At 59.7% G+C, this 12737-nt stretch carries 12 protein-coding genes; 9 read left to right on the plus strand and 3 right to left on the minus strand.

Translation table 11 applies throughout. The features are described from left to right. Positions 1–4 precede the first annotated feature (4 nt). A complete protein-coding gene (locus tag RBB49_RS17970) occupies positions 5–301 on the minus strand; it encodes a DUF4164 domain-containing protein (RefSeq protein WP_306144243.1) in 297 nt (98 codons plus the stop codon). A 417-nt stretch (positions 302–718) separates the two neighbouring features. On the opposite strand from RBB49_RS17970, the gene tkt reads away from it, so the two are divergent. From tkt to RBB49_RS18015, 9 genes are all read left to right on the plus strand, one after another. Then, entirely contained in the window at positions 719–2707 is a 1989-nt protein-coding gene (gene tkt / locus RBB49_RS17975; protein ID WP_306144244.1) for a transketolase, read from the plus strand. Positions 2708–2849: 142 nt separating this feature from the next. After that, positions 2850–3860, plus strand: a complete 1011-nt coding sequence (gene gap / locus RBB49_RS17980; protein WP_306144245.1) for a type I glyceraldehyde-3-phosphate dehydrogenase — start codon at positions 2850–2852, stop codon at positions 3858–3860. A 389-nt stretch (positions 3861–4249) separates the two neighbouring features. After that, entirely contained in the window at positions 4250–5449 is a 1200-nt protein-coding gene (gene pgk, locus RBB49_RS17985; RefSeq protein WP_306144246.1) for a phosphoglycerate kinase, read from the plus strand. A 20-nt stretch (positions 5450–5469) separates the two neighbouring features. After that, positions 5470–5838, plus strand: coding sequence for a VOC family protein (locus tag RBB49_RS17990; protein ID WP_306144247.1), 369 nt, complete (start codon positions 5470–5472; stop codon positions 5836–5838). 228 nt (positions 5839–6066) lie between these two features. Continuing rightward, entirely contained in the window at positions 6067–7134 is a 1068-nt protein-coding gene (gene fba, locus RBB49_RS17995; RefSeq protein ID WP_306144248.1) for a class II fructose-bisphosphate aldolase, read from the plus strand. Between the two features lie 419 nt (positions 7135–7553). Continuing rightward, on the plus strand, positions 7554–8195 hold the full coding sequence (locus tag RBB49_RS18000) for a thiamine phosphate synthase (RefSeq protein ID WP_306144249.1): 642 nt from the start codon (positions 7554–7556) through the stop codon (positions 8193–8195). 38 nt (positions 8196–8233) lie between these two features. Then, on the plus strand, positions 8234–9343 hold the full coding sequence (locus tag RBB49_RS18005; RefSeq protein ID WP_306144250.1) for a tetratricopeptide repeat protein: 1110 nt from the start codon (positions 8234–8236) through the stop codon (positions 9341–9343). 158 nt (positions 9344–9501) lie between these two features. Next, positions 9502–10065 carry an elongation factor P gene (gene efp / locus RBB49_RS18010; protein WP_306144251.1) on the plus strand — a complete coding sequence of 188 codons (564 nt, stop codon included), beginning with the start codon at positions 9502–9504 and terminating at the stop codon, positions 10063–10065. An 85-nt stretch (positions 10066–10150) separates the two neighbouring features. Beyond that, entirely contained in the window at positions 10151–10951 is an 801-nt protein-coding gene (locus RBB49_RS18015; protein ID WP_306144252.1) for an inositol monophosphatase family protein, read from the plus strand. Positions 10952–10980: 29 nt separating this feature from the next. Here RBB49_RS18015 and RBB49_RS18020 read toward each other — a convergent pair whose 3' ends face one another. Both RBB49_RS18020 and RBB49_RS18025 read right to left on the minus strand, forming a co-directional pair. Next, complete coding sequence (locus RBB49_RS18020; protein ID WP_306144253.1) at positions 10981–11658, minus strand: hypothetical protein; 678 nt, start codon at positions 11656–11658, stop codon at positions 10981–10983. Between the two features lie 261 nt (positions 11659–11919). Then, positions 11920–12696, minus strand: coding sequence for an SDR family oxidoreductase (locus RBB49_RS18025; protein WP_306144254.1), 777 nt, complete (start codon positions 12694–12696; stop codon positions 11920–11922). Positions 12697–12737 lie beyond the last annotated feature (41 nt).

The raw sequence follows: 12737 nt of genomic DNA on the forward strand, positions 1-12737 counted from the left end.
TGGGTCAGCCCCCGTGCGCGTCGAGCACGCTGCGGATCGTTTCCATGGCGGAAACAAGCCGCCTGGACACGTCCTTGTTGGCTTCCTCGAGCCGCGATGCCCGCGCCTCACTCTCATCAAGCGACGCGGCCAGCTGGGACCTGTCCTCGCCGAGCCGCTGCAGGTCGTCCTGAAGGGAATTGAGTGACCTGTCGGCATCCATGCGCCGCTGAACCGCCGTCTCCAGATGGCCAACGGCCGCATCGAGCCGCTTTACCGCATCGGCCAGGCTGGTTTTTTCAACGCAGTCGATTTCCGCCATTATTTTAAGCCGTCCTGATCTTTTTTTGCGGCGGCCCGCTTTGGTTTCCCCGTCTCATTTTAAGGAGTTTTGATGTTTTCACCTCAGTCGGCCATGCGTTACCCAAACTAGCGCTGCCCGCCGCATGAGAACGCTTGCTCTGGCGAAAAAGCAAATCCTTGTCAGAATATCGAGATTAGGCAACCGGACTTGCCCCAGTCAATGGCACCATTGGCAGAATCCTCAACTCTGTAAAACCCGGCCTCCGGTTTTCATAACTTCGTGCGCGGCCCCCAGCTTTATTGACTCGGTGCGCGTTCCTGATATTTGTCTGGCGCCTGAACGGAGCTGGCAGCCGTCATTTCCGGAATGCACCTCAATTTGCCGCGCCGGACGCCAGTCCGGATGCGGAGGCTTCACAGCAGCAACGGGATAGTGATGACCGATCTTGATAAACACCATCGCATGGCAAACGCGATCCGCTTTCTTGCAATTGATGCGGTGGAACAGGCGAAATCCGGACACCCCGGACTGCCCATGGGTGCGGCCGATATCGCAACGGTGCTGTTTACCGAATTCCTGAAATTCGATCCGACGGCCCCGGACTGGGCAGACCGCGACCGGTTCGTTCTGTCCGCCGGGCACGGCTCGATGCTGCTTTACAGCCTGCTTTACCTGCTCGGTTACGAAGACTTCACGCTGGACGAACTCAAGAACTTCCGCCAGCTCGGCTCGCGCACGGCGGGTCACCCCGAATACGGCCACGGTGCCGGCATTGAAACCACCACCGGTCCGCTCGGCCAGGGTTTCGGCAACGCCGTCGGCATGGCGATCGCGGAGCGGCTGCAGGCGGACCGTTTCGGAAAGCCGCTCGTCGATCACTACACCTATGTGCTTGCCGGGGATGGCTGCCTCATGGAGGGCATCAGCCAGGAAGCCCTGACACTGGCCGGTCACCTGAAGCTGAACAAACTGATCGTGTTCTGGGACGACAACGGCATTTCAATCGACGGCAAGGTCGAGATCACCGACAGCACCAACCAGCTGGAACGGTTTGAAGCCTCCGGCTGGAACACTCTGCGCGTCGATGGACACGATCCGGAGGCGATCGCCGCTGTCATCAGACAGGCGCAGGAAAGCGACAGCCCGACCCTGATCGCAGCCAAGACGACGATCGGTTTCGGCGCCCCCAACAAGGCCGGCACCGCCAAAGCGCATGGTGCACCGCTCGGCGCTGAGGAAATCGCACTCACACGCGAGGCGCTCAACTGGCCGCATGAGCCCTTCGAGGTCCCGAGCGACATCCTGGACGCATGGCGCATTGCAGGTCTGAGATCTGCCCATGCACACAAGGACTGGCAGAAGCGCTTCGCGGATGCCGATACGGAGGTCCGGGCCGAGTTCGAACGCCGCAATCGCGGCGACCTGCCGTCCACGTTCACCCAGGCTGTCCTCGACTACAAGAAACAGCTCGCCGCCGACCAGCCGACCATGGCAACCCGCAAGGCGTCCGAAGCGGTTCTCAATGTTATCAATGAAGTGGTGCCCGAAACGATCGGCGGTTCCGCCGACCTGACCGGTTCAAACAACACCAAGACACCGCAGACCGTGCCCGTGACGCCCGACGATTTCTCGGGCCGTTACATCCACTACGGCATCCGCGAACACGGCATGGCCGCCGCGATGAACGGCATGGCTCTGCACGGCGGGATCATCCCCTATTCCGGCGGCTTCCTGATCTTCTCCGATTACTGCCGCCCGTCGATCCGCCTCGCCGCCCTGATGAAGCAGCGGGTCATTCACGTCATGACCCATGACTCCATCGGACTTGGCGAAGACGGACCGACCCACCAGCCGGTCGAACACTTTGCGGCCCTGCGGGCGATCCCGGACCTGACCCTGTACCGTCCGGCGGATATCACCGAGACCCTGGAATGCTGGCAGCTTGCACTGGAACACCGGGACGGGCCGTCCGTTCTGGCGCTCACCCGTCAGAACCTGCCGTCCGTACGCAAGACTTATGAGGAAAACAACCTGTGCGCCAAGGGTGCATACGTGCTCGTGGACACGGATGACGAGGCCGCCGTCACCCTCTTCGCTTCGGGGTCCGAAGTGGAAATCGCGGTTGACGCGCAAAAGGAACTTTCCGAGGCCGGTATTGCGGCCAGGGTCGTTTCCGTGCCCTCCTTCGAACTGTTCGAAGCCCAGTCCGACGACTACAAGGCCGACGTGATCGGCAACAGCGCCGTCAAGGTCGCCGTGGAAGCCGGCATTCGCATGGGGTGGGACCGTTTTATCGGAAACGACGGCATCTTTGTCGGCATGTCCGGCTTCGGTGCCAGCGGCCCATACAAGGCCCTTTACGAACACTTCGGCATCACCTCGGACGCGGTTGTCGCGTCGGTGAAGGAACGGCTCGAAGCGTAATTGAATTCAATGCCCGGCGGCTTTTCCTCCATAAGGCGCCGGGACCTGAGCACATGAGTGCTCTCTATCGCAACCACCCTCGGGTGGTTCACCAATCGGCGTCCGGATCTTGAACGGATGCCCGGGATTGCGGGAGTGGAAAATGGTAACCAAGGTAGCAATCAACGGCTTTGGCCGCATCGGCCGGAATGTTCTGCGGGCCATCGTGGAAAGCGGCCGGACGGATATCGAAGTTGTCGGGATCAACGATCTCGGACCGGTTGAAACCAACGCGCACCTGCTGCGTTACGATTCGGTTCATGGCCGGTTCCCGGCCGAGGTCGTGGTCGACGGCGACACCATCGCGGTCGGCGGCGGCAAGCCGATCAAGGTCACGGCGATCCGCGACCCGAAAGAGCTGCCCTGGGGCGAGCTTGGCGTTGAAGTCGCCCTGGAATGCACGGGCATCTTCACCGCAAAGGAAAAAGCATCTATGCATCTGGAAGCCGGCGCCAAGCGCGTTCTGGTTTCCGCGCCTGCCGCAGGCGCCGACAAGACCATCGTCTACGGCGTCAACGACAGCGCCCTGACTGCTGAAGATCTCGTTGTTTCGAACGCGTCCTGCACGACCAACTGCCTGTCCCCGGTCGCCTATGTGCTGAACGAAGCCATTGGCATCGAGCACGGCTTCATGACCACGATCCACTCCTACACCGGTGACCAGCCGACGCTGGACACCATGCACAAGGATCTTTACCGCGCCCGCGCAGCGGCCATGTCCATGATCCCGACTTCGACCGGTGCCGCCAAGGCGGTCGGCCTGGTGCTGCCGGAACTCAACGGCAAGCTGGACGGCGTTGCGATCCGCGTTCCCACCCCGAACGTCTCCGTTGTCGACCTCAATTTCATCGCCTCGCGCGCGACGACCGTCGAGGAAATCAACAGCGCAATCCGCGAAGCTGCCGACGGCAAGCTGAAGGGCATCCTCGGCTACACGGACGAGAAGCTGGTGTCGATGGACTTCAACCACGACAGCCACTCATCGGTCTTCCACACCGACCAGACCAAGGTTCTGGACGGCACATTTGTCCGCATCCTGTCCTGGTATGACAATGAGTGGGGCTTCTCCAACCGCATGTCCGACACGGCCGTTGCCATGGCAAAGCTGATCTGACGCATAGGTTGGATGTTTCAGCATCCGATTTGAGTGAGGGCGGATGCAGTGATTCTGCAGCCGCCTTTTTCATGACGCCAACGTGCTCCGTGCCCACAAGCAACTACCAGCACAGCTCAGTTGCGATATACGAGAGAGAAAGAGAAAGTCAGGTGCTGTTCCGTGTCATTCTTTGAATTTGTTTTCTCGTTCTGGGGCGCGTTGGTGCTCGTGGTTTCGTTCGCATTCGCACTTGTGGTGTGGGTGGAATTCGGTGGTAGTCAGTATCGGCCAAAGTGGTTTGCTAAAATTGACAGGCGAAAAACGGCACTCATGAAAAACCAAAACCGTGACGACGTTTCATCGAATATGTAGCAATCATTGCTATCGGCAATTTGGAGAAGGCAATCATGCCACAAAGTTTCAAAACTCTCGACGACCTGTCCGACATCACCGGCAAGCGCGTGCTTGTGCGCGTTGATCTCAACGTTCCGATGGACGGCGGCAGGGTCACCGACACGACGCGGATCGAACGCGTGCTGCCGACCATTCGCGAACTTTCCGGCAAAGGCGCAAAAGTCATCCTGCTCGCCCATTTCGGCCGCCCGAAGGGCGAACGCGTCGCGGAGATGTCGCTCGCACCGGTGGCTCCGGCTGTCGCGGAATTATTGGAAAAGCCGGTCGCCTTCGCCGATGACTGCATCGGCCCGGCAGCGGCAAACGCCATTGCCGCTCTGCCGGATGGTGGTGTTCTACTCCTGGAAAACACCCGCTATCACAAGGGCGAAGAGAAGAACGACCCGGAGTTCGCCAGCCAGCTTGCGGCAAACGGCGACATCTATGTCAATGATGCCTTTTCCGCCGCGCACCGTGCACATGGTTCGACCGAAGGCATTGCCAGGCTTCTTCCCGCCTATGCGGGCCGCACCATGCAGGCTGAGCTGGAAGCGCTCGGCTCCGCCCTCGGCGAACCGGTGCGGCCGGTATTGGCCGTTGTTGGCGGCGCGAAGGTTTCTTCCAAGATCGATCTCCTGGAAAACCTCGTTTCCAAGGTCGACATGCTGGTGATCGGCGGCGGCATGGCCAACACCTTCCTTGCGGCCAAGGGTACCGATGTCGGCAAATCGTTGTGCGAGCACGATCTTGCGGATACGGCAAGGAAGATCATGACGGCAGCCGAGGCGGCCAACTGCGAAATCGTGCTGCCCGACGATGCCGTCGTTGCCAGGGAATTCAAGGCCGGCGCGGACAACGAAACGGTCGCGCTCGACGCCATTCCCGCCGACGCGATGATCCTGGATGTCGGCGCAGCCTCCATCAATACTGTCATTTCGAAGATCGATGCGGCCAAGACCCTGGTGTGGAACGGTCCGCTCGGCGCGTTCGAGATCGCGCCTTTCGACAAGGCAACGGTGGCTGCTGCGCAGCACGCAGCCGACAACACCCGGGCTGGCAAACTGAACTCTGTCGCGGGTGGCGGCGACACGGTCGCGGCGCTCAACCACGCTGGCGCGGCGGCAAGTTTCTCCTATGTCTCCACTGCAGGCGGTGCTTTCCTGGAATGGCTGGAAGGCAAGGAACTGCCGGGCGTCAAGGCTCTGGAAGGCTGAATTCCAAAAAGGAGGAAAACATGCAGCGTTGTTTTGCAAACATTCTGACGGAAGAAGTCGCGGCAACCGCCGCTTTCTACGAAACGCTGCTTGGCATGACGCCGAAATTTTCCTCCGACTGGTTCGTCAACCTTGCGGATCCGGACAATAAAGGCATTGAACTTGGCATCTTGAAACAGACCAGCGAGATCGTTCCGGCCAGGGCCCAGAAGGCACCGGCCGGGATCATGCTGACATTCGTCGTGGACGATTGCGATGCCATCTACGAAAAGGCGCAGGCGGCAAAGGCCGTGATCGTCGAGCCGCCACGCGAAATGCCATATGGTCAGCGCCGCATGGTCCTGAGAGACCCTGCCGGGACGTTCGTCGACATCAGCTCGCTTGTTTGACACGGTCCTTGTTCGAAGGTCTTACGCCTGAAATTAATTCGCCATCCGAATTAATTGTGCTCGCAAATTTTCGCCATGCGCTTGTATTTAAATTGATTTAAGCGGTCGCGCCGCTCTTTCCAAGCTTGAGAATCTTGTTAGAACGACCACAGATTGACGCACTGCCGCAACGTATTTCAGACTTCCAGGATCCGCGGCAGGCGGGACACCGATACCGGGAGACAATTGATGGCTCGAATTACCCTTCGCCAGTTGCTTGATCACGCTGCAGAGAACGACTACGGCGTTCCCGCATTCAACATCAACAACATGGAGCAGGCACTGGCGATCATGGCGGCGGCGGACCAGACCGATTCCCCCGTCATCATCCAGGCATCCCGCGGTGCCCGCGCCTATGCCCACGACGTGATGCTGAAGCACATGATGGATGCCGTCGTCGAGATCTACCCGCATATTCCGGTCTGCGTCCATCTGGACCACGGCAACGCGCCGCAGACCTGTATGACCGCCATCCAGGCCGGCTTTACGTCTGTGATGATGGACGGCTCGCTCGAAGCGGACGGCAAGACGCCGGCCAACTGGGATTACAATGTCGGCGTCACCAAGACGGTCACCGACATGTCGCATCTGGGCGGCATCTCCGTCGAAGGCGAACTCGGCGTGCTCGGATCGCTTGAAACCGGCATGGGCGACAAGGAAGACGGACATGGCGCGGAAGGCAAGCTCAGCCACGACCAGCTGCTGACCGATCCGGCCGAAGCGGTCAAGTTCGTTCAGGAGACCAAGGTCGACGCGCTTGCGATTGCGATGGGCACCAGCCACGGTGCCTACAAGTTCACGCGCCAGCCCGACGGTGAGATCCTGGCCATGCATGTGATCGAGGAAATTCACAGGCGCCTGCCGGACACGCACCTTGTGATGCACGGCTCTTCGTCGGTTCCCCAGGACCTGCAGGACATCATCAACCAGTATGGCGGTGAAATGCCCCAGACCTGGGGCGTGCCCGTGGAGGAAATCCAGCGCGGCATCAAGAACGGCGTCCGCAAGATCAACATCGACACGGACAACCGCATGGCGCTCACCGGTCAGATCCGCCGTGTCCTCAGCGAAAACCCGGGTGAGTTCGATCCGCGCAAATATCTGAAACCGGCCCGCGAGGCCATGCAGAAGCTCTGCGTCGAACGTCTGGAAGCCTTCAACACGGCCGGGCAGGCTTCCAAGATCACCAAAATCATCACGCTCTCCGAAATGGCCGCGCGTTACGCCGACGGAAGTCTCGACCCGAAAATCGGCTAGAGCATCGGGCGGTAAGTGTGCACGATGCTCTAACCCACCGGTTTTCACCGCTCAGATCATAGATTTCTTGAAAGAGGGGCCTTGCGTCCCTCTTTCGCCGTCTTTAGGTGATGGACACATAAATAAGACTGAAATGGCATGCGAAATGGCGAAATCCCGTCAGGAAGGGTGTGTGGAGCGGGCTTCCTGCCCGGTCAAGCACGCTAACGCCACGGGGTGAAGCCATTTCCATGTCCTTCGGATTTGACCGGCTTGCGCCTCCTCCGCGTTGCGAAAGGCTTGAAAATGAAGCACATTTCCTGCGCTTCCGCTCCTTGAGGCGAAGCAAGCCGCCTCAAACCATTTCGGCCTTATTCATGAGTCCATCACCTAGGGACAAGAACCCGAATGACAAGAACCGCTCCGACAGGACCTGAAACGTGAATCGACCACGCCTTTTTCTCGTAACGCCGCCCCAGTTCGATACCGATGACATGGCATCGAAAATCGAGCAGGCGTTCGCCGGTGGCGACATCGCGTGCATCCTGATCTACCTGCCGGCTGAAAGCACCAAGGCCGTGCAGGAAGCAGCCGGCAAGCTGGTCCCGGTCATTCAGGCCGGCGGAGCCGCCGCCCTTGTCTATCGGGACACGCAGGCTGCCGGGCGCAGCAACGCCGACGGTGTCCATGTCGATACGTCGCTTGAAGACGTCAAGCTCGCGGTGGAGAGTTTCCAGCCTGAGCGGATCGTCGGCACGGGAGGCACCAAGCTCAAGCATGACGCCATGGAATGGGCGGAAACCGGCGTAGACTACCTGTTTTTCGGCAAGCTCGATCTTGATGAGCGCGACAAGGCGCATGACAAGACGCTTGCAGGTGCCGCATGGTGGGCCGAACTGTTTGAAACACCCTGTGTCGCGATGGCGGGCAACACTCTGGAGACCTTGCCCGAGGTCGCCGCGACAGGCGCGGATTTTGTTGCCCTTAAGGATGCGGCCTGGAAATCCGATGCGCCGATTTCAGAGGTCATTGCCATGGCCAACACCATTCTGGAAGCCCACCCGTTTCCGGAGGGTGAATAGACGGCGGCATGCCGCTTACTGAACACGGAGTTGCAACGATGTTGAAGGAAAGCTCCCGCCCCTGCCGTTTTCAGATGGCCGTGCTCGCGCTCGCCGGACCACTCCTGTTGCCGATCTCGATCGCACCTGCTGCGGCACAGGAGAAAAGTCCGGAAGCGGCGGAGCAAATCGAGCAGATCGTCGTCACCGAACCGGCCGTTATTGACATCACCACGCAGGAAAAGACGCTCTTTGGCATAATCGATGCCGGGCCGCCCGAATTCGAGGAAAAAAGCGAAGTCACGGCCGAGATGGCCTATTCCGCCTTTCAGCGCGGCTGGTTTCTGACAGCGCTGGGGCTCGCGACACCGCTTGCCGAGCAGGGCGACAAGGCCGCTCAGGCACTGCTTGGCGTTCTTCACGAAAAAGGGCTGGGTATCAAGCTGGACAAGTCCAAGGCGGCCGACTGGTACACCCTTGCCGCCGCAGCGGGCGACAATGGATCGGCGCTGCAGCTGGCTCAGTTCTATCTGCTTGGAACAGGCGTCGAAGCCGACAAGGCGAAGGCTGCGGATCTGTTCGAACAGGCAGCCGATGCCGGCAATGCCTCGGCGCTCTACAATCTGGCTGTTCTCTATCAGGAAGGTGAAGGACGTCCCTTCAACGAGGAAAAGGCCCGCGCCCTCCTGGAAGAAGCAGCACGCAAGAACGATCCCGAAGCCCAGTATGCGCTCGGTCTGTCCTATCTTGAATCGCAGACGGGCCTGAACGATCCGGGTCAGGGAGCCTTCTGGCTCGGACGCGCGGCGCGCAGGGGTCACACGTCCGCGCAGGTCTACTACGGAATCCTGAGGCATCAGGGCAAGGGCGTCGATCCGAACGAGGCCGAAGCCGCCGACTGGTTCGAGCGGGCTGCCATTGCCGGCAATCCGGTCGCCATGAACCGCCTGGCGAGGATTTATGCGTATGGCCGCGGACGGGAACAGGATTTCACGGCAGCCGCCGGCTGGCATCTGGCGGCGCGCTCAAACGGCGTGCCGGACTTCAATCTGGACAGGATCGTCGAAACGCTCGATGAAAAGACGATCGAGGACGCACGCGTTTTGGCCGAACAGCACGCCACGACGCTGCTCGCACCGACCGAAGATCCGGCTGCGGAATCTCCGTAAATCGTCCCAGAGTGGGTCAAACCTAGGAGAAATTGCCTTTTTTCCTTGAAACGGCCCCGCTTTTGTGGTGGACAGTCGCGAGCATTTTCCGGCGCTTCGGTGATCTGCCGGGGTCCGCTCTGCTTCAGATCCTAACAATTCATAAAATCGGTCGTTCCATGAAAATCAACGGTAACGAAATCAAGCCCGGCAATGTGCTTCAGCATCAGGATACGCTCTGGGCGGTCGTAAAGGTCCAGCACGTGAAACCCGGCAAGGGCGGTGCCTTCGCACAGGTTGAGATGAAGAATCTGATCGATGGCCGCAAGCTCAACGAGCGCTTCCGCTCAGAAGACAAGGTCGAGCGCGTGCGCCTGGAACAGAAGGACTTTCAGTACCTTTACACCCAGGACGACATGCTGATCTTCATGGACACCGAGACCTACGAACAGCTGGAACTGCAGTCCGAATTCGTCGGCGATCGCGCCGCCTTCCTGCAGGACGGCATGATGGTCACCGTGGAACTTCACGAGGAGCGCCCGATCGGCATCACCCTGCCGCAGCACGTGACGCTCGAGATCAGCGAAGCCGACGCGGTCGTGAAAGGTCAGACCCAGTCTTCTTCCTATAAACCCGCACTGATGGAAAACGGCGTTCGCGTGATGGTTCCGCCCTTCATCACCGCCGGTGAGAAAATCATCGTCGACACGGGTACGCTGGAATACGTCCGCCGCGCCGAATAGGCGTCCGGTGAGAACACTTTTTACAAACACCAATTCTGGCGCGCCCGGGCGTTTTCGGGCGCGGCCCAACAACAAGTGACAATCCATGGCCCGCACAGCAATCCTCAACGTGATGGTACAAGCCGCAATCAAGGCCGGACGCAGTCTGGTTCGCGACTTCGGCGAAGTCGAAAATCTCCAGGTGTCCCGCAAGGGGCCCGGTGATTTCGTTTCCGCCGCCGACCGCCGCGCGGAGGAAATCCTGAGTGGGGAACTTACCAAGGCACGCCCGACTTACGGCCTTGTCATGGAAGAAAGCGGTGTCGTGGAAGGCACAGACGGCCAGCACCGCTGGCACATCGACCCTCTCGACGGCACCACCAACTTTCTTCACGGCATTCCGATCTTTTCGGTCTCAATTGCGCTTGAGCGCGCGGGCGAGATCGTTGCGGGTGTCATCTTCAACCCGGTCATGGACGAACTCTACACCGCCGAGCGCGGCCGCGGTGCCTTTCTCAACGACCGGCGCCTGAGGGTCGCCGGACGGACAGAGCTGCCGGAAATGCTGATCGGCATGGGTCTTCCCTTCATCGGCAAGGGCGATCACGGCCGAGCGCTTCGCGAACTGCGCCACGTGATGCCGGAAGTTTCCGGTGTCCGCCGCGCCGGCGCCGCCTCGCTCGATCTCGCCTGGACCGCCTCCGGACGCCTCGACGCCTATTGGGAACACAATCTGAATTCCTGGGACATTGCCGCCGGCATCCTCATGGTGCGCGAGGCAGGCGGCTTCGTGAGCGACCTGCAGGGCAAGAACAAGATGCTGGAAACCGGCGACGTTCTGGTTGGCAACGAATATGCTCACAGGCTGCTGCTGCGGCTTCTGAAACAGGCCGAAACGGCAGCCTGACATCGGGCGGCAGCAAACGTTGGAGCAAATCAGAGCGGAACCGCGATCCGGTTCAGTTTGGCCGTATGCTGTCCGCCGCCGTTGCCGCGCGCATCCACCTCCAGAGACAGGTAGCTGCCCGTCTTGAACCTGGTCGCCTTGGTCAGAACCTCGAAGAATGTCGTCCCGTCCGGCTCTGTCAGAAACGTGTTGAACTCGAACCGGCCATTGCCGCGGTAGGATCCCTGCAACGTTTCAGCACCAAGGCTCTGGCTTTGGTCGATCGTGTACACTTCGACCGGGAACGCGGACCTGGGAAAGCCCGTGATCGTGACGATCTCGACATTCACCAGTTGACCGCCCTTCTTCTGAGGCCCCGTACCGGGAAAGAACGTCATGTCGCGGAACCGGTAGGCGAAGATCAGGGTATTGGTATTGGTCGAGCGAACGACCCGGCTCTGCACTGCGCCCTTGATCCTTCCGCCCGACCCCGTTGGACCGTTTGACCCGTTTGGCGGTGTGTACTGTCCCGCATCGAAAGGGATCACCTCGTCGTAGATGACCGTGCCGCCGAGATCGGTGCGGCTGACATCCCGAACATGCAGGACATCACTGCCCGTATCGTCGTAATTCGTGGGTGTCGGACGCTGTATCCCGTTCAAGGTTGTGCCGCCGGACTGGCAGGCTCCCAGGGAAAATGCTCCAAGCAGGAATGTTCTTCGGTGCATGTCGAAACCATCCAAATCATAAAAAAACAAACAATCAAATCGGCGCAACCGCCTGCCCTGCAGCGTGACTGCAACAGCAGCCGGAAAATCAAACGCCCGGCCGCCGGGGCCGAGCGCCTTTAATTGCCGCTAGGTAACTTACCTAAAACGGGAACGGCCATCAAACTTCAATTCTTGATGGGTTTTCCTTTTCGGTGAGTGACGAACGTGTGGACCAGCCTCAAGAACCGGTGGTTCAGGTCCGTGTCCGAAACGTCTTGCCTACTTGGTCTGCATACCTGCAACCATTTTCAGGACCTGCCGGCGCGGCATCAGCGGCGTCAACCAGTTCAGCATGAACGACAGACGCTGTTCGTTGACGGCGATCAGTTCGCCTTTCATCATCGCATCGTAGCCGCACTTGGCAACTGAGGCAGGGGTCGCCCCCTTCTGCTTCGCCAGACCGGTTCCGCCCAGATCCGCCGTTGCAACGAACTCCGTATTCACCAGCCCGGGGCAAAGGGCCGTGGAGGTAATCCCGTCCTTGCGCATTTCCTGATCGATCGCCTGACTGAAAGAAGTGACGAAAGCCTTGGTTGCGAAGTAGACCGCCTGATAGGGACCGGGAATGAAGCTGGCGGTCGAGGAAACGTGCAGCATGCGTCCGCCGTTCCGGCTTTTCATGTCATTGCCGAAGTGATGGCTGAGCGTCACCAGTGCCGAAACGTTGAGATCGATCATGGCCTGATCCTTGGCAAGGTCACGGTCAAGAAAAGCGCCATGTCCGCCAAAACCTGCATTGTTGATCAGGATGTCGACGTCGATACCCTGCCCCTTGACCGCCTCGTAAAGAGCCGTTGCCTGCGCCGGCGACCCGACATCCTGCGCGAAAACAGTGACCTTTACCTTGTAAGCCGCTTCGAGTTCGCTCTTCAGGGCGTCCAGCGGCTCCTGCCGCCGTGCTACGACGACAACATCGCCGCCGCGTTTGGCGTGGTAACGCGCAAATTCCATTCCAATTCCGGATGAGGCTCCCGTGATCAACGCAGTGTTCGACATGACGTGCTCCTGTAAAAAGTCAACAACTGTTGACGAAGCAG

This window comes from Roseibium sp. MMSF_3412 (assembly GCF_030733265.1).
Lineage (GTDB): Bacteria > Pseudomonadota > Alphaproteobacteria > Rhizobiales > Stappiaceae > Roseibium.